Source organism: Pseudodesulfovibrio sp. JC047 (assembly GCF_010468615.1).
Lineage (GTDB): Bacteria > Desulfobacterota > Desulfovibrionia > Desulfovibrionales > Desulfovibrionaceae > Pseudodesulfovibrio.
The window spans coordinates 1-17,372 of record NZ_WUEH01000025.1; the positions used below are offsets into that span (position 1 = coordinate 1).

The window sequence follows — 17,372 nt, forward strand, 5'->3', positions numbered from 1 at the left end:
GACCATATGGGACGACTGCGCGGCTATGGCAATGCAATCGTTGCCGCCCAAGCGCAAGCGTTCATCGAAAGTTACATCGAAGAAATCCGATGATTCAAAATCAGTGGGCAAAAAATGAAAAGACCAATAATGCGATACCACGGCGGCAAGTTCCGCAACGCTGTAAAAATCATGCGCTATTTCCCGAAGCATAAAGCGTATGTCGAGCCTTTCGGCGGAGCGGCATCTATCCTCATGCAAAAGGCGCGTGTGCCCTTAGAAGTTTACAACGACCTTGACGACGAGATCGTGAACGTCTTCAAAGTTCTGCGTTCCCCGGTAGCGTCCATGCGGTTGCAAGAGGCTTTGATTCTGACGCCGTTCTCGTTCACGGAATACCTCAACACCTATTCACCTTGCACTGACCCTGTAGAGCGCGCCAGACGGACGCTCACACGGGCAGCAATGGGCGTAGGCAGCAACGCTGCAACACGCAAGGCCGTGAATGGATTCAGGAGCAAACGAGCTGCTTGCTCCTCCCCGGCGCGAGACTTTGCCAATTACCCGCCCCATATCGAGGCGTTTTGTGCGCGGTTGCAGGGCGTGACCATCGAATGTCGTCCAGCTCTCGACATCATCCAACGATACGACAGCCCCAATACTCTTTTCTATGTTGACCCGCCCTATGTGGTCAGCACTCGCACACTCAGTCACCAATCCTATCGGCATGAGATGACAGACGAGCAACACGAAGCACTGGCCACAACCCTGCACGAAGTCAAAGGCAAGGTCATTTTGTCCGGTTACGACTGCGATTTGTACCAGCGTCTTTATGTCGGATGGAAGTCGGTCAGCTTCAAGGCACTTGCAGACAAGGCTCAGGAGCGCACCGAAACACTCTGGATCTCGAATAATGCAATTACGCAAGCCCCGCTTTTGGCGGCGATGTAAACCTATCAGCAGAACCAAGACCATGAACGAACAAGCAGTAATCGAAGAAATACGGAAGACGTATTCCGAGACATACGCCAACGCCATCTTCACTATGACCAACAAAATGATGCTGATGGAAAAAGAAATTGAAATCCTCCGGGACGGGCTTGGTGAGGTTGCCGACCGCATCACCCCGAAGGGCGAAGACAAACTTGAATGGGCCATCAAGACCGCACTGGACACCCTTGAAGCGGCAAATGGCTACTGATCCGCAAATCAAAGACGACCATGAACAAAGACACACTTGCCAAGGCCTGCATTGAGGCTCTGTCGAACTCCAGCCTGCCGCCCAAGACCCTTATCACATCGAATCCCCGACGCGTGGTGGATGAAGATGTAGAGATAGCTTGGGACAGGTGCGCCCCCGGCCAGGAGGGAGGGCGAACCACAATAGCAGTGGTCCCGATCAGCACCGAAACATTGTGGCGTGAGCCTGTCGAAGTCATGGGCTTTGGCAATCTGGATACCTGCTACGGCAAGCAGAATGTTAGACTGAACCATTTTCTGTTTCAGCGTCGCATGGAACGCGAATATTTTAAACCCATGCGCGAGATGCAGCAACGCATCATAGAGGCGTACATGTTCGGTAAAAAAACCACGTATCTGTAATTTGGAGATAACACCATGGGAAAAAAGAAAATCACCATTGACATGACGCCAACATGGGAATTCTCATTAAAAATTTTGATTATGTCAGTCACCGGCGAACTCAATGACGACGGCAAAACTAGGGAGTCCTCGATTGACGAGATCGTCCGCGCAGGGAAGCTGCTCGACATACTCATTGGACAGCGCAAGGAGTTAGTCAAAGCCCTGAAACATGCTGTAGCGAAAATACCCGCTGGCGTGGATGCTGATTTGGAAGACTTGAGAGCGTATCTCGAACAGGTTTTAGAAGCGGTCAATGGCTGAGAACTCAGCATACTGCGAGGTAAATATGGGAATGTTTACGGAAACCTTGAAACGGTGTGTCAAAGTGATTGTCCACGACGTGCCTGTGTGCGGGGAGGAATAGATTCATGGGGCTGCAGCGTGTTCTTGAAGAGAAAATCGGGAAATCCTATCCGGCCAGTGAGCTTGCCGCTTGGTTGCGGAAGTCATCGGGTTGGGTTTACAAACATGCAGCCGACCTCGGCGGAGTCAAGATCGGGGGGCGGTGGCAGTTCTTTGAAAAAAACATAGTGGAAGCTTTAAGACCCACCAGTATGGGAGGTTCGAGTGCCGATAAAACGGAAGAACCGAAAGACGGGAAGAATAGAATGGTACGGGCGAATCATGCTCCCAGACGGCAAGAGGAAGGAGCGGTTGTGCCTTTCGAAGAAAAAGGCCGTGGAGTGGGAAGTTTTGATCAAGCAGAAGTTGAAAGAGTGCTCATTGACGAAGATCCGTGTGGTCTCCTTGCACACCCTCATGACAAAACATCTGTTCGCGCTCAAGGCAAAAGGCGTTGCCCAAGGAACGTATGATGACAAGACTCTTGTGTTTAAAGAGTTGCTTGATTGGCCTGGTGTTTCGGCTGCGATGGAAGTCAATATGTTGCAGCACGATGTCATGCGTCAGTTCCTGGACCACATTGCCGAAACTCGGAGTGGACGTCGAGCCAACACGTTTCGGAAGCATATTATGCGGCTGTGGAACTGGGGTAAGCGTTCACGGATTATTCAGGGCGAGTGTCCGTGGGATGTCGAGCCGTACAAGTGTGACCGGTCTGAGAAGTATGTGCCGCCGGAAGAGGACTTCTGGGCCGTATATGAGGTTGCTGATGTCATGCCGACGGCCTATGGCAAGAGCGTCACGCAGGCGCATAGGAAACGTATGATGCTTGCGTATCTGCATACAGCTGCAAGGCGAAGCGAGATATTCAACCTCAAGTGGGAGGATGTGGATTTCAAGAATGAGCGTATACGCCTGTTCACGAAGAAGCGGACTTCTGGTCGAGAGGGGAATTGGATACCGTTGACCGAGCAGCTTGCGGCAGTGCTCAAGGAGCAGCGGCTAGAGACCGGGTTTCGTGAACATGTGTTCATCAACCCGAGGACGGATAAACCCTATGCCTATGGCAACAACATGGTGCGCAAGATGTGTGAGATGGCGATGGTGAAGCCGTTCGGCTTTCATTCCATCCGACATCTGTCGGCGTCGATCCTGGCAAAGGCAGGGGTAGATCTGCCGACGATCCAGCTTATCTTGCGGCATACGTCAGTGACGACGACTGCACGATATGTTCACAGCCTCATCGATGCGACAGAGGCGATGAATGGAGCACTCGGCGGAAAGGTATTGGATATGAAAAAAGCCTCCAGCGAATAACTGGAGACTTGAAAAAGGTGAGTCATAAGGTGAGTAGGCTTGGTGGCTAGTTCTCCACATGACTCGTAACACTTTGAAATAGCTGGTGGGCGATACGGGATTTGAACCTGTGACTTCCACCGTGTGAAGGTGGCACTCTGACCAGCTGAGTTAATCGCCCATTTTTTTTGCCTTGAGCTATTTCGCCTCAAGGGAGAGAAGATATATCCGTATCAATTTTGGTTTGCAACTGTTTTTTATAATTTTTTCTCAATTGTCATAATTTCGGTCGTCTGATTCTCCGGCTGATCCCGATTGTAACAGGTCAGACCACAGCGTAAACAGCGACAGGCTTCGTATTGGACATCTGTTTCGCTGAGAGTGCCTTCGATTTCCTTGAACGTGCCGCTTCGTTCATCGCATTCAATGAGATGGGGCATTGGGATGCGGTCTCGGAGCCCGACATCGGGGACGTTCGTGAACATGGTGTAGTCGATCAGTTCGCGTTGGATGGTGGACGTGATATGCGGTGCGTCTTCGGTGAGGTATTGGTGAATGGACCGGGCGGCCTTTCTGCCTTCACCAAGCGCCGTGATGACCAGTGCCGGGCCGGTGTGCATGTCTCCGCCGGTAAAGACGTGTGGAAGTGCGGTCTGGAGCGTGTCGGGATCTGCTCCAAGTGTGCGCCACTGTGTTTCCTCAAGTGCGCAGTGACCATCTTCGTAGAGGCAGGACAATTCCGGTTTTTGACCAATGGCCGTATACACGGTGTCCGCTTCGATTTTGGCTTCCGTGCCTGGAATCGGTTCAGGGCGACGTCTGCCAGACGCATCCGGGTCGCCAAGTTGCATGGTGATGTATTCCACATGAGTGACATGTCCTGATTCGTTGGTGAGGATGCGTGTGGGGGCGGCCAGGAACAGGTATGTGACGCCCTCTTCTTCGGCTCCGATAATCTCTTCGATATTCGCGGGCATTTCATCTTTTGTCCGGCGGTACATGAGCGTGACATCCGCACCGAGGCGGACGCTGGTCCTTGCGGTATCGATAGCCGTGTTACCGCCTCCGATTACGACCACTTTCTTGCCAATGTGCGTTTCAAGACCGAGTCCGACTTTGGTCAGAAATTCCGTGCCAGTTTCAACGCCATCCGCTGCTTCATTTTCGATTTGTAAATTCATGTTCATCCAGGCACCGATACCGAGAAAGACCGCTTCATATCCGTCGTCACTCAAGGTGCTGAGGGAGAAGTCCGTGCCAAAGAAGGTGTTGTATTTGACGTCGATTCCCAGATCGAGGATGCCTTGAATTTCCCAGTCGAGGATGTCTTTTGGCAGTCGGTATTCCGGAATGCCGTATCGAAGTTGGCCCCCCAGAGCGGGCATGGATTCAAAAATGGTGGGACTGTGGCCGAGACGGCGGAGAAAATAGGCGCAGGAAATTCCGGCGGGACCGCCGCCGACAACCGCTATTTTCCGGCCGGTATCCGGTGCGCAGGCAATGGGAAGCCGTTGGCCTGAGTGCATTTCCCAGTCCGCGGCAAAGCGTTTTATCATATTGATACCAATAGGTTCTTCCACATGTCCTCGACGGCAGACCTCTTCGCACGGATGCGGACAGACCCGACCTATGGACAGTGGCATCGGAATGCGTTCGCGGATGGTTTCGAGCGCTCCGGCGTAGTCGCCCCGTGAGACCTGTTCAATGTAGCGGGGAATGTTGATCTGGCCGGGGCACCGTTGACGACAGGGGGCCAGGCAATCGGTTATCTCGTTGAGATGGGTAATGCGGGCGGTCATGCCCCAGATGGTGATAACCCCGCGAGGGCAGACCTGTTCGCAGCCGCCGCAGGCTGTACACAGGTTGGGATCGACCACTGGATACCCGTTGGGGCCCATTTCAATGGCACCGAATTGACAGGCCGTAACGCAGGTTCCATAGCCGAGGCATCCTTCAGGGCACATCTTCGAGCCACTGTAGAGCAGATGTTGGGCGCGGCAATCCTTGATGCCTTCGTACACATAGACATCCTCGGCCCGGGTGCCGCCAGTGCAGTCCACAAAAGCGATTTGTTTTTCCATGGAAGAAAATTCCAGCCCCATGATGGCCGCGACATTGGCCGCAACCGTATCTCCGCCGATGACACAGACCGTGGCACCGGCCTTGCCTTCCACCACCCCTTGTGCAGCACCGGCACATCCTGGGTAACCGCATCCGCCGCAATTGGCCCCGGCAAGCACGGCTTCGACTTGGGCGATACGCGGGTCTTCGTAGACATAGAGGAGCTTGGACGCCACCGCCAGAATGATTGCGGCTGTCAGTCCGATACCGAACAGAACGAGGACAGAGGAAAGTATCATGGTTTACAACTCCTATGAGGCCATGCCCTTGAAGGCGAAAAAGGCCAGTGACATCAGTCCGGCTACAATCAGTCCCAATGGGGTGCCCTTCAACGAGACCGGGACCGGGGAGAGGTCCAGCCGTTCGCGAATACCGGCCATGAGGACGAGTGCCAACATGAAGCCCAGGCCGGACGCGACCGAAAAAATGAGTGTTTCAATGAAGGTGTATTCTTCTCGTTGACAGATGATGGCGATGCCGAGAACCGCGCAATTGGTCGTGATAAGTGGGAGGAAGATACCGAGCGATTTGTACAGGGGAGGGATGGCCTTTTTCAGGAACATTTCCACAAATTGGACCAATGCTGCAATAACGAGGATGAAGGTGATGGTCTGGAGGTAGCCCAAATCATTGGGTGTGAGCATGAATTTTTGAACACACCAGGTGATGCAGGCGGCCATGGCGGCCACGAAGACCACGGCCAACCCCATGCCCACGGCCACGCTGGTTTCCTTGGAGGTGCCGATAAACGGGCAGTTGCCGAGATATTGCGCCAGCACGATGTTGTTGACGAAAATGGCGGCGATGACGAGAACGAAATAATCCATGATGAATTCCTAGGCTCCGGGTTTGGTGGCGCACATGCCGCAGGTCTTGCAATCGTGGATCGGGCCTTCAATGGCATCCAGCCCTCGGGTTTTTCGTTGCCAGTTGGTGAGTGCATTCATGCCAGCCAGCACCAGACCGAGACAGACGAATGCGCCGGGGGCTTCGACCATGAACGTAAAGGGTTCATACCATGCCCCCATGATGTCCATGCCGAACCATGAGCCATATCCGAAGAGTTCGCGGATGGAGCCGAGAAATGTCAGGGAAAGAGTGAAGCCGATACCCATGCCAAGGCCATCAGCCATGGACAGGAGCACGGTATTTTTGGATGCAAAGGCTTCGGCCCGCCCCAGAATGATGCAATTGACCACGATGAGCGGCACAAAGATGCCGAGCTGTTGATACAGGGGATAGGCATAGGCTTGCATGAGAAGTTCTACACAGACCACAAGGGATGCGGCGACCACGATGAAACAGGCGATGCGCACCTTGGCCGGAATCAGGGTGCGCAGCAGGGAAACCAGCATGTTGGACAGGGTCAGGACAAAGATGACCGCCAGTCCCATGCCCAGCCCGTTATACGCGGTTTTGGTGACAGCCAGAACCGGACAGAGTCCAAGGACCAGTTTGAAGGGCGGCAAGTCCTGCCATAATCCTTTGGAGAATTCTTTCCATAAGCTCATGATGTGGCTCCTATGAACCCCATGCCGAGGGGAGTTCGTCCTTGATCGTGTTGAATATTTGAATCGCGTCGTTGATAGCGGCAACAGTGCCGGTGGACGAGATGGTGGCTCCAGAAATGGCCGCTATATCTCCGCCGTCCTTTTTCAGGGCAATGGAGGCGGTGGAGTGTCCCTTGAATTGATCCCGATAGTCGGGTTCAACCACTCGTGCGCCGAGACCGGGCGTTTCCTTGAGGGTCGTGATGCCAATCCCCTTGAGTTGGGTGCCATCAAGATCGAATCCGACCATGACTCCGATGGCCCCGCCATAGCCTTTGCCGAATGATTCCAGAGCTACCCCGGTCAGGACGCCGTTGTGCATGGCCGGAAAGATGGTGATCGGACCGTCCGGCAGGTCGAAGACCTTGCGGTCCTTGACTGGATTGTTGTCATTGCCCGTGAATATTTGGTTTAGAGCCGGGCCTTGGACGTATGTCATGACCTGTTCCTCGATGCGTTGACGAGTCGCCTGTCGGACTGAGGCCAGCGTCAGCCCAGACAGACCGCAGATGAGTGACAGGACAAGGACCATCTTGAGCATTTCCTTCATGCCGAATCCTCCGTTGTTTCAAAGGAGTACGGTCCACCAAAAGGTTTGGGACGTATGCGGTCCAGCAGTGGGGTGAAGAGGTTGGCGAGCAAGATGGCAAAAGGCACGCCGTCCGGGTAGATGCCATAGACGCGGATAATGATGACCATGGCCCCGGCCATGAATCCGAAAAGCAGCGAGGGAATGGTCCCAATGGGTGAAGATGCCGGATCGGTTGCCAGAAAGAATGCGCCGAAGAGCGCGCCGCCTGCCATGAGATGGAAAAAGGGGGGCGCATAGGTCGTCGGATCAATGAGAAAGTATATCCATGCTGTCAGCAGTAGCCCGAGTATGAAGCCCGTCGGGATAGACCAGCGGATGTGACGACGAAAGAGCAGGAAAAGACCGCCGAGGACCATGACCAAGATATGAACCTCTCCGAGACCGCCCAGCTGTTTGCCCAGTGCCAACGAGCTGTATTCAATTGACCGGATGGATTCCAGGCCAAAGAATTTGAGCTGCTGGAGGGGGGCCGGAAGTTGCGAGTGGAGCATAGTTGCGTTGGTGTCCATGATGTCTCCCCACGAAATGCGGCAGAGTGTCCATCCGACAAGTGGTGCGCATAATGGGGTGCTGCCCAGCCCCCCAAAGATCATTTTCCCGAGAAAGATGCTGGCGGACGAACCGATCAGCACCAGCCACCATGGAGTGGATGCCGGGAGCAGGAATGCGAAAAGCAGGCCCGTAAGCAGACTGCTCCAATCATTGACGGCCTGTTCCCGTTTCATGAGATGGGAACAGAGGACATCGGTCACGACCGCCACGGCGCATGAGAGGGCCATGACCCTGAGGGCGTTCATGCCGAATATGACGACAGCCATAATGACCGCTGGACAGAGTGCCAGCAGGGTGTCCAGCATATATCGATGTATCGTTCGGCCACAGTGAATATGGGGCGGTGAAGCAACGGTCAGGATTGGTGCGAGGGGTTTCAACATGGCTGGTCTCCTGATTGGCTCTTGATGAGTGTCTCGGCGGCTGGACGGGGAGGAAGAGCCGCCCCGGCAAGGAGTGCGAGTTCATATTTGGCCAGTCGGATATATTGGAGCAGGGGGCGACCGGCAGTACACCAGTAGGCGCACAGTCCGCATTCCATACAGGAATGGATATGATAGGTCTCGGCCCGTTTGAACTGTTTGAATTCGGCACATCGGCTGATAAGTCCAGGCATGATTCTGGCCGGGCAATGGCGTTCGCATTCACCGCAGCCCAGACAGAATTTGTCCGTGGTTTTCATGGCCTCGTCCGGGTGAAGTATCTGGAGTCCCGAAGCTGTTTTGCCAACACCCTGCTCAAGGTTGACGGCTGTCAGCCCCCGGAGAGGGCCACCGATGACAACCCTGTCTCCCGGTTGAACGGTCACCGGGATTTGGGACGCCAGAAATCCCACGGGTGTCCCCACGGCGACACGGTGATTTTCTGTGTTGATCGTCATGACTGTTTCGGTGAGAGAGCGGCCTGTCTCCATGATTCGACCAATGAGATAGAGGTCCTTTATGGAAAGGATGGTGCCATTGTCCGGGAGCATCCCAGGAAGAACTTCTTGATGGGTAATGGCTCGGATGACCAGAGGGTCAAGGCCATTCGGGTAAACTGGCGGAATGTGGACGACCGTACAATTGGTGAAGGCGTTGGCTCTGTTGCCTTTGGCGATCGCGAGATACATGGCATTGGGTTCGACGATTCGCTGGACGATTTCAAGACCTCGTTCAACGGTCTTGCGGTGGTCCCGCAACAGGGTGTCGTAGATGGAAATGCCCGGCTCCGGCGGTACTGCATTGAGTATCAATGTCGCAGCCTTGACCAGGTGGCGAACACAGACCCCCTTGTCCTTGAGCCAGGACCGGAGTTGGTCCCCGGTGTCGGCACATGGTTCAAGGGGGGAAACCCGTTCTTTTCCCTGGACCTCAATAACCATGGCGTAGGAGTGAACGGCTCGTATTGTTCCTGCAAATGCGGCGTGCATGTCGCCTTCGTCATCGGCATTGGCCAGAGCGACCTTGGTTCCGCCGAGGACCTGATCTCCGACGCCGAGAATCGGTGTCATTCCATCGAGTGGGATGTGGAGAACGTCCGGTCTGGACGTTGTTGCCAGAGGACCCGTTTCGGTGGAGTGGAGGCTGAAACTGAATGTGGTCATAGTCCGTAATCCCTTAGTTCATGTGGCATTGGGAGCAGGTGTCATCGCCAAATGGCCCTTTTCCCTCATTTTCGTGACAGCGCATACATTGTTGGTGGTAGGCGTCCATGCTGGTCGGCGTGAGTTCGTTCAGGGGCGTGTCGTGGCAGCGAGAACACGGTTGGGGTGCGGTGGAACCTGCGTGCTGGGCACGACGGGTATGACAATTGGAACACCCCGTGATGCCGAGAGCGTACAGATCGTCATGGCAGTCCGCACATCGGGTGTGTGTAGCCGTTTGGAGGGAGGGAACGCTGTTGCTGCCGTCCATGTGGCAATTGCGACACGACTGGGGTGTCGGTTCGATGGATGCCTCGTGGTGACAGGACTGGCAGTCTCCATCCGTCACGGTCTCGGCGTGTTCGTCATGCGAAAAGAGTTCGATGGTTGCTGAAGGATGGTGACAGGTGACGCAGAGTTTTTTGTCGATGATTTTTTGATGGTTCGTCGCGAAATTGTCATCGAATTTTTGCGCATGGCAGGTATCACAGGGCGGCGGATTCTTTTCCATGTCGCTGGAGGTGTGATGGCAGGTCGAACATCCTTCTTGTAGAACAGCGGTATGTCCCGCGTGGTTGAGAATGACGGTGCCGCCTTTGTTCCGTAGCACCGTGCGAACTGGAGGGCCGTCTGAACTGGCTGGGACCAGATAGCCTCCCATGGCAATCAGGACAAGTATACCTGTAACCAGTGTGATGGGGAGATACCGTTTCTGCAATGGATAGACCTCTGGATTAGAGATTGAATACTTTCTCATAGCTGAAAACAGTCAAAAAAGTCCATGATGTTGTTCAACAGATGGACACAGAGCCTCTTTTTAAGGCGGGAAGGAGTCAGGAAGGGAGGATTATTTCCGACGCAGAAGATGCAAAAGGAAGTGCATGAGAAAGCAGAGGATGCCAAGCCACCAGAAAAAAAGCGACAGCTCGGTGGTGAAACAAAGATAGACGGCCTTGGCCATCATATCCATAGGGAGGCTGGCGATGAAACGGATAAGGTCGAAACCAAAAAAGGTGTGAAGAATGTCAAGGACGCTCACTGAGGGCCATACATTGGAGAAAAACCAGGAGATTCCCTGAAGACCAAGCGTGACCAGGCAGGCGAGCCATGCCAGGATTCCGACGTTTTTGAACATGGGCAGTGTATATATAATTGTCCATCGGATTTCCAACAGTTATTTTGCCAGAGTGAGAGGAGTGACTCGTATGGGATTTGTTTCCGGTGACAACGTGCTGGTGGAATTCTCCACTTTCGAAGATCGTTTTCTGGGCGAGGTGATTGCTGTGACCGACAGCGGGGATCTCGTTGTTTCCATCGCTGTGCCTGAAACCATCCTTCAACGAGTTGAAAGCCACTCTTTTGCCGTGGTTCGATACGTCGCACAGGGGCGATTATTGGATTTTGCATCCCGTGTTCTTGCCATGCACAGCGGGAGCGTCACCATGGTGACCTTGAAAGGCCCAAAATCGTTCTGTGACGCCGAGGTCCCGTGATGAAGGGTGTCGTTGAGGATGCATGAAAAAAGGGTGCAGACGCGCTGCACCCGGATGGTTAGTTCGTGTTCAGGTGTTTTTTGGCGTAATTGGCGGCTTCGATGCCGGCCACACACCCTTCGCCCACGGCCTTGGCCATTTGCAGCGGCGGGCCACAGATATCTCCCGCACCGTAGATGCCGGGGATGTTGGTCCGTTGTTTTTTGTCCGCCTTGATGTATTTCATGGTGTCGTCGAGCTGGACGCCCAGCATGGCGGTGAGTTCAAGAACGCCTTTTGCGCCCAATTCAATGAAGACGCCACTGACATTCTGCGTGGCGCCATCGTTCAACCTGATGGATTGCACGGCATTTTCGCCGTTGATGGCTTCGATCTGGACTCCCTCGTGGACAATGACGTCAGAGGTGTCGAGTTCCTGGCGGAGACCTTCGGCCACATCCAGTGCGTCGCAATATAGGTGAACTTCGCTGGCAAAGTTGGTCAGAGTCACGGCTCCGTGGACAGCCGCACTTCGGCCACCAGCCACTGCAACCACTTCATTTTTGAAAAATCCTGCATCGCAATCTACGCAATAACTGACACCCTTGCCGAGAAATTCCTTTTCACCCGGCACCTTGAGTTTTGTCCGGCTGGACCCGGTGGCAATGATGACTGTTTTAGACAGAATCGTGTCGCCCGATTCCAATTTGATGGAAAAAAGCGTGTCCTTGGCTTCGATGGACAGCACATCTTCATCACGGAACTGGGTGCCGAATTGCTGAGCCTGTTCCCGGCCCGTTTTCAGGATTTCTTCGCCGGATATCGTCAACTGGCAACAATAGTTTTCGACATGCGCCCAATATAGGCTGCTGTTGTCGATTCGTCCGAGCATCAGGACTGCGGCCTTTTTGCGGGATGCGTGGATGGCGGCTTGCAAACCGCCGGGACCGGAACCGAGAATGGTGACGTCGTAGACTGTATCCTTCATAATACCTCCATGGGGTATTTATCAATGTTCAGGATGAGTATAACCACCGTGGGCGGGATGTAAAGATAGCCCGTTGGTTTTTGCGTATTTCAAACAGTCGGTCGTGGGGTTGTGTTGTGCTTGCTTCAAGCTTTGGCCTGAGGGGAAAATATTACTCGGAAATGTGGTTCCCGTTGTGAACGAACGTGTCTGTTCTTTTTCGGAGAGCCACAATTTTCGCGTCGTCGGGAAGTAGGGAAAAAGCGCGTTCCACAAGCCCTCGTTGGGCAATGAGGCTGACAGATGTGGCGTAGTTGAGCGCGGCGAGCCAGCCGATCAAAAGCAGGATGAAGTCATTGCAATAGCGGAGTAGGGTAATGTCACCGATGGTCCCATTGAATGCGGCATCGTATAATGCGTCAGAATAGCGCAAGGGATCGTTGATGAGGTCGTGAATGACAACGGGTTTTGTTGCTGCCTGTGGGGAAAGGTGGTCAAGGACGATTTGAATGATGTCGATCTTGTCGGCGTCTCTGACTATTTTGGTCAGTGTCGCGACTGGTTCGGGGGTGGAAGGAGCGAGCTGTTTGACATTGTGCAGGCCGATGACGGCCTTGATTCGGCGGGCATCAGTGTCGGAGAGTGTGTCTAGAAACGGGTGGTCTCGCAGGGTTAGCACTCCCAGTCTGCCGTGATTGATGGAGTCGCTATCTTTGAATGTGCCATATTGGGCGTATTGCGGGAATCGGCCAATATCGTGAAACAGGGCAGCCAGTTGAGCCAGGTCGGCGGTGTGGCCCGATATGTTTTCCGCTTCAAGAATTATCTGGGCATTTTGAAGGACCCTGAGTGAGTGATCGAGTTTGAGGGTAATATGGTAGTCGTGGTCAGCTTCACCTTTGAGGTGGGTGTTGGCGAATTGGGTCAGTGAGACGATGTACGGGGAGAGGTCCATGGCTAATCTTTAAGCTTTTTCATGCGGATTTTGTAGTCCATTTCCGAAATCTCACCCTGAGCGAAAAGTGCTTCGACTTCCGCACGTTCTCTGGCTGTTTCTTCCTGTGCTTCCTGTTCAAGTTCCTTGTCTCTGAGCGGGCCTCCTGGACCAAAGAGGAGACGCAGGAAGAGCAGGATGCCTCCCATGATGACTGAAATGAATGCGAATCGTGCAATCGCAGGCCACAGATGTTCTCCATAGCCTGAATTGAATGGCCATGCTTTCCACTGTGGACTATTTAGAAAATCAAAAAAGCCGGCAAACAGGGACGGTATTTCATTGAAAAACATTTTTTCCTCCTGGCGGGTAAGACGAGCCAGGGGTTGTTTCTACGTGTCAAATGCGTGTGAGGCAAGTCTTTGCAAGAGGCTTTTGTCATGGAAGAATACGGGAAAATCCTCTTCTTGTGTTTGTTCACTGTAGAGACTATGGTCCTTGTGTTTCTTCCCCGGTGAGAATGCACTCATGCGGGACAAAGGAGATCGTATGCGTATTTTGATCGTTGAAGATGAGTTCACCAGCCGGAAACTTTTGACGGCGTTGCTTTCTGATTTTGGCCAATGCGATACCGCTTCAGATGGTGTCAAATGTGTCGAGTCATTCAGAAAGGCTCTTGGTGAAAACATGCCGTATGACCTCATTTGTATGGATATTATGATGCCCAATAAAGATGGACATCAGGCCTTGAAAGATATTCGTGTTATTGAGCAGGAAGCAGGTGTCCGTTCCTCGGACGAGGCGAAAGTCATCATGATTACGGCTCTGAATGATCCGAAAACCGTGGTCAAGGCGTATTACAAGGGTGGGGCGGCAGCCTATCTCCCTAAACCTATTGAGGTTGAAAGCCTGTATGCCATCCTGCGGGATTTGGCACTGATAGAATGATTGCTTCGAGTGAAATTCTCGATTACATACAGACTATGCACACACATATTTTTTCTTTCCTTCCGAAATGGGTGGAACGGCTCAGTGTCCGTCTCTTTGGGGCTCTTTTTGTCGTACTGGTTTTGGCTCCGTCCGCATTTGCGCAGGAGTCCCCGGCCAGTCGAGGCGGTGGCATCCTGAACATCCTTTTCCTTGGTGTTATTGCCTATTTCCTGGTGCGGGCGTTCCGTCGTCGGTCCGGCAACGATCAGTCTCGTCCCGGACAATGGGGACGACAGGATCAGGATGAAGAGCAGTCCGGCGATGCACGAAAACCTTCAGTTCGTCCCGTAGATAGGCATGAAGCGGCTCGGCAGACCTGGGACATGCTCCGTTCTGACGATGCTGAACAGTCTCCTTCCTCTGCCCAATCAATTCCTCATGCAGTTCGGGAAGACGGGTTTGATGAAGCCGAATTTCTGGAAGGTGCCAAAGTCTTTTTTTCCCGATTCCAACAGGCGAACGATGCGCAGGATTTTGAGACTCTTCGGAGTTTCATTTCTGATGAAGTGTATCAGGACGCTCTGAAAACAGTGGGGCAGGGCCGGACAGAGGTCATGCTGCTCACTGCGAAAATGATGGACATGAAATCGGAAAATGGTCGAACCATGGCCACCGTTTTTTATGATGCGCAGCTTCGTGTTGGCGAAGATGGACACCCGGTTCTTCAACGGGTTGTTTGGGAATTCTCGCGAGATGATTCCGTCTCTGGCGCATTGTGGGTTTTGGAAAAAATCAACAAAGTAGATCAGTAACTCTTATTTTTCAAGATATTGCATATTCGGAGGGAATGTGGCGGATTTAGTTCATAATTTGGACAGGCCTATCGGTGCGCTTATTGACATGGCCGTGCGTGAGTTCGGACCTGTTGAGTTCAAGACGATCAATGCGGGCGGTTTGTCCCTGGAAGTGCTGCAAATCAAGAACATGCAGCAGTATCTGGATAAATTGATCGACCAGACCCGGGGCGGCAAGAAGATTACGCTTCCTTTGTGGGCAAAGATTTGGCCGTCTTGTTTGATTCTCGGCTATACTTTGACCAAGTTCCCCTTTCACGAAGGGGCTTCTTTTTTGGAGGTCGGGGCTGGTGGTGCAGTCAACAGTCTCGTCTTGGCCAAGCTCGGTCATCAAGTCACGGTATCCGATGTCGAACCGTTTGCCTTGTTATTCAGCAAAATCAACGCATTGAAAAATGGTGTGTCTGAAAAAATGACATTTCATCGTGCAGATTTTACCGTTGATACATTGGATGCGCGGTATGAATATATCCTTGGATGCGAAGTGCTCTACGAAGAGGCCTCGTTTGAGCCGCTTCTTGACTTCATGGGCAACCATCTGGCTGAAACTCCGACTGCGGAGATCCTTTTGGCCATGGATGAAAAGCGTCAGGGGCGAAAGTTCTTTGATCGTGCCAATGAGACGTATGCCATGATGAAGTCCGCAGCGACGTATCAGGACAAGGAAACCGGCGACAAGAACGTCGTGAACTTATTCCGTATGAAGAGGAAGCAGGCGTGATTGAACTGAAACAGTGTCCCAAGGAATTTACGATCGATCAGGACAAGGCATGTCGTCCGCAGGAGACGGTTGCCCGCGTGAAGAAGGCCTTGGCTGATACCTGTCAAGGAGTGCTTGGCACCACGGACCGGGTTGATACTGGCAGATTGGGTATCCCGGTTTTTGTCAGTGTGTGTGGTCCCGAAGCCCGGGAAATCATGCCCACGCGCAAACAGATGGGCAAGGGAGCGTCTCCCGAGCAGGCCGAGGCGTCCGCGTTGATGGAGCTGGTTGAACGATTTTCCTATTTTAGCTTTTGGGCGGATGTATCGAATTTTACCGAATTGACATGGTCGGAAGCCGCAACCCGGTGGCCCGAATCCATGATGGATATTCAAAAAATCATTCAATCCGTTGAAGAGGATATTTCCGAGGCCGAGGCCGTTCGTCTCATGGATCTCGTTCAGTGGCGTTTTCATCCTGCATTGGATGTTTTTGCCGGGCGCGAAGAATATGTGCCACTTGATTGGTTCAAGAAACTCAATGAGTTTAATGGATCATCCGCTGGTAACACGTTTGAGGAATCCATTTGCCAGGGGACGTGTGAACTGGTCGAACGCCATGTCTGTGCCGTGATTGATCGATCTCGCCAGACCACGTCGACCATTGATCCCGAGTCCTTGGATGATCCCGTTTTGTCGCGGCTTGTGGATTGCTTCAAAGCGCAGGGGATCACGCTTATCCTTAAGGATTTTTCGTTGGGCTATCCTGTCCCGACAGTCGCGGCTGTTGCGTGGGATCCAAAGACCTTTCCGGCGTTGAGCGAGATTGTGTTTACTGCTGGAACCGCCGCTTCGCCGGCCAAAGCGGCTATTCGGGCTGTGACTGAAGTCGCGCAGTTGGCGGGTGATTTCGAGACAAGTCGTGTGTATGAGGCATCTGGTTTGTCCAAGTTTACCGAACTCGATCAGGTCCGTTGGCTTGAAGAGGGACCAGTTGTGCCGTTGCAGTCGCTTCCGACCGTTGAGGGAGCAGATATATATAATGAATTGATGGCCCTTGCCGAAGGGTTGCATGAGAAAGGGAACACGGTGTATGCAGTGGACACCCGACATCCTGATTTGCAAGTCACCACCAATTACAATTTCGTGCCTGGTTTTGACTTCCGCGAAAGAACACCCAATCGATCGATCGGACTGTTTGTCGGGCGCATCTTGGCTGAAGATGCAGAATTTGATGCTGCCTTGGAAGGACTCGACGTGCTCGAAGAGGTGTATCCAAATGCTTATTTCCTGCCTTTCTTCAGAGGACTGTTGGCCTTGCGGATGGGGGACCCTCTGTATGCCGCTGCGCAGTTTGAAGAAGCCGAACCACTGCAACCGGCAAATGAAGAAAAGGCCTTGGCTTCGTTTTATCAAGCCTATGCATTGTCTCAGATGGAAGCGTGGGAAGAGACTCTTGCGCCCCTTGATCGGGCTATTGCGTTGGACAAGGAGTGCAAGGAGTTTTTCAATTTGCGTGGCGTGGCTCATTTCAAGGCTGAACGGTATGCCGAAGCGGCCGAGAATTTTCAGGCGTCTCTCGATATTGACAGTGGATCACCGCATGATCTTGCCAATCTGGGATTGTGTCACAAGTTTATGGGGAATGGTTCAGAGGCCCTTGATTATCTGAATGCCGCTCTCGACATGGACCCGAGCTTGGACTTCGCTCGGAAGCATAGGGACGAATTACTGGAATCTTAAAGGGTTATTCGTGTCATTTTGTCATGCATTTTCTTGCGCAGAAATGCGCCTTATGCTTGACAAAGAGTAT

At 53.0% G+C, this 17,372-nt stretch carries 21 protein-coding genes and 1 tRNA gene; 11 read left to right on the forward strand and 11 right to left on the reverse strand.

Annotation, left to right across the window (positions count from 1 at the left end; translation table 11 throughout):
• Positions 1-114 precede the first annotated feature (114 nt).
• The 5 genes from GO013_RS14235 (at position 115) to GO013_RS14255 (ending at position 3,282) form a co-directional block, all read left to right on the forward strand.
• Positions 115-930: a DNA adenine methylase gene (locus tag GO013_RS14235; RefSeq protein ID WP_163812248.1), complete on the forward strand. Its 816-nt coding sequence runs from the start codon at positions 115-117 to the stop codon at positions 928-930.
• A gap of 22 nt (positions 931-952) precedes the next feature.
• Positions 953-1,180, forward strand: a complete 228-nt coding sequence (locus GO013_RS14240; protein ID WP_163812250.1) for a hypothetical protein — start codon at positions 953-955, stop codon at positions 1,178-1,180.
• 20 nt (positions 1,181-1,200) lie between these two features.
• Positions 1,201-1,581, forward strand: coding sequence for a hypothetical protein (locus tag GO013_RS14245; RefSeq protein ID WP_163812252.1), 381 nt, complete (start codon positions 1,201-1,203; stop codon positions 1,579-1,581).
• Positions 1,582-1,596: 15 nt separating this feature from the next.
• Positions 1,597-1,884 (forward strand): hypothetical protein, encoded by a 288-nt coding sequence (locus tag GO013_RS14250; RefSeq protein ID WP_163812254.1) that lies wholly within the window; start codon positions 1,597-1,599, stop codon positions 1,882-1,884.
• Between the two features lie 462 nt (positions 1,885-2,346).
• Positions 2,347-3,282: a site-specific integrase gene (locus tag GO013_RS14255; protein WP_163812256.1), complete on the forward strand. Its 936-nt coding sequence runs from the start codon at positions 2,347-2,349 to the stop codon at positions 3,280-3,282.
• Between the two features lie 83 nt (positions 3,283-3,365).
• Here the strand turns inward: GO013_RS14255 and GO013_RS14260 are convergent.
• From GO013_RS14260 to GO013_RS14295, 8 genes are all read right to left on the reverse strand, one after another.
• A tRNA-Val gene (locus GO013_RS14260) sits at positions 3,366-3,442 on the reverse strand.
• Between the two features lie 76 nt (positions 3,443-3,518).
• On the reverse strand, positions 3,519-5,621 hold the full coding sequence (locus tag GO013_RS14265; RefSeq protein WP_163812258.1) for an FAD-dependent oxidoreductase: 2,103 nt from the start codon (positions 5,619-5,621) through the stop codon (positions 3,519-3,521).
• A gap of 12 nt (positions 5,622-5,633) precedes the next feature.
• The gene (locus GO013_RS14270) at positions 5,634-6,209 is read right to left on the reverse strand and encodes an RnfABCDGE type electron transport complex subunit A (RefSeq protein ID WP_163812260.1); all 576 of its coding nucleotides are present in this window, start codon (positions 6,207-6,209) and stop codon (positions 5,634-5,636) included.
• A 9-nt stretch (positions 6,210-6,218) separates the two neighbouring features.
• Positions 6,219-6,896, reverse strand: a complete 678-nt coding sequence (locus tag GO013_RS14275; protein ID WP_163812357.1) for an electron transport complex subunit E — start codon at positions 6,894-6,896, stop codon at positions 6,219-6,221.
• 7 nt (positions 6,897-6,903) lie between these two features.
• Positions 6,904-7,482 carry an RnfABCDGE type electron transport complex subunit G gene (rnfG, locus tag GO013_RS14280; RefSeq protein ID WP_163812262.1) on the reverse strand — a complete coding sequence of 193 codons (579 nt, stop codon included), beginning with the start codon at positions 7,480-7,482 and terminating at the stop codon, positions 6,904-6,906.
• Positions 7,479-8,459, reverse strand: coding sequence for an RnfABCDGE type electron transport complex subunit D (locus GO013_RS14285; RefSeq protein ID WP_163812264.1), 981 nt, complete (start codon positions 8,457-8,459; stop codon positions 7,479-7,481). The genes rnfG and GO013_RS14285 overlap by 4 nt, the downstream gene beginning before the upstream one ends.
• Positions 8,453-9,661 (reverse strand): electron transporter RnfC, encoded by a 1,209-nt coding sequence (locus GO013_RS14290; RefSeq protein ID WP_163812266.1) that lies wholly within the window; start codon positions 9,659-9,661, stop codon positions 8,453-8,455. The genes GO013_RS14285 and GO013_RS14290 overlap by 7 nt, the downstream gene beginning before the upstream one ends.
• Positions 9,662-9,674: 13 nt before the next feature.
• Positions 9,675-10,418 carry a cytochrome c3 family protein gene (locus GO013_RS14295; protein ID WP_163812267.1) on the reverse strand — a complete coding sequence of 248 codons (744 nt, stop codon included), beginning with the start codon at positions 10,416-10,418 and terminating at the stop codon, positions 9,675-9,677.
• A gap of 63 nt (positions 10,419-10,481) precedes the next feature.
• Between GO013_RS14295 and GO013_RS14300 the strand changes: the two genes are divergently transcribed.
• Together GO013_RS14300 and GO013_RS14305 are read left to right on the forward strand one after the other, a co-directional pair.
• Positions 10,482-10,742, forward strand: a complete 261-nt coding sequence (locus tag GO013_RS14300) for a hypothetical protein (RefSeq protein ID WP_163812269.1) — start codon at positions 10,482-10,484, stop codon at positions 10,740-10,742.
• 163 nt (positions 10,743-10,905) lie between these two features.
• Positions 10,906-11,193 carry a hypothetical protein gene (locus GO013_RS14305; RefSeq protein ID WP_163812271.1) on the forward strand — a complete coding sequence of 96 codons (288 nt, stop codon included), beginning with the start codon at positions 10,906-10,908 and terminating at the stop codon, positions 11,191-11,193.
• A gap of 58 nt (positions 11,194-11,251) precedes the next feature.
• Here the strand turns inward: GO013_RS14305 and GO013_RS14310 are convergent, their stop codons facing one another.
• The 3 genes from GO013_RS14310 to GO013_RS14320 all read right to left on the reverse strand — a co-directional run bounded on the left by GO013_RS14310 (position 11,252) and on the right by GO013_RS14320 (position 13,426).
• Positions 11,252-12,160 (reverse strand): FAD-dependent oxidoreductase, encoded by a 909-nt coding sequence (locus GO013_RS14310; protein ID WP_163812273.1) that lies wholly within the window; start codon positions 12,158-12,160, stop codon positions 11,252-11,254.
• Between the two features lie 151 nt (positions 12,161-12,311).
• Positions 12,312-13,094 (reverse strand): HD domain-containing protein, encoded by a 783-nt coding sequence (locus GO013_RS14315; protein WP_163812275.1) that lies wholly within the window; start codon positions 13,092-13,094, stop codon positions 12,312-12,314.
• A gap of 2 nt (positions 13,095-13,096) precedes the next feature.
• On the reverse strand, positions 13,097-13,426 hold the full coding sequence (locus GO013_RS14320) for an SHOCT domain-containing protein (protein WP_163812276.1): 330 nt from the start codon (positions 13,424-13,426) through the stop codon (positions 13,097-13,099).
• A 196-nt stretch (positions 13,427-13,622) separates the two neighbouring features.
• Here GO013_RS14320 and GO013_RS14325 point away from each other — a divergent pair, with 196 nt between their 5' ends.
• Genes GO013_RS14325 through GO013_RS14340 form a run of 4 tightly spaced genes read left to right on the forward strand, consistent with a single transcriptional unit; the run spans position 13,623 to position 17,302 of the window.
• On the forward strand, positions 13,623-14,021 hold the full coding sequence (locus GO013_RS14325) for a response regulator (RefSeq protein ID WP_163812278.1): 399 nt from the start codon (positions 13,623-13,625) through the stop codon (positions 14,019-14,021).
• Positions 14,018-14,815, forward strand: coding sequence for a Tim44-like domain-containing protein (locus tag GO013_RS14330; protein WP_163812280.1), 798 nt, complete (start codon positions 14,018-14,020; stop codon positions 14,813-14,815). Before GO013_RS14325 ends, GO013_RS14330 begins: the two co-directional genes overlap by 4 nt.
• Positions 14,816-14,852: 37 nt before the next feature.
• Positions 14,853-15,578, forward strand: a complete 726-nt coding sequence (locus GO013_RS14335) for a methyltransferase (protein WP_163812282.1) — start codon at positions 14,853-14,855, stop codon at positions 15,576-15,578.
• The gene (locus GO013_RS14340) at positions 15,575-17,302 is read left to right on the forward strand and encodes a YcaO-like family protein (RefSeq protein WP_163812284.1); all 1,728 of its coding nucleotides are present in this window, start codon (positions 15,575-15,577) and stop codon (positions 17,300-17,302) included. The genes GO013_RS14335 and GO013_RS14340 overlap by 4 nt, the downstream gene beginning before the upstream one ends.
• Positions 17,303-17,372 lie beyond the last annotated feature (70 nt).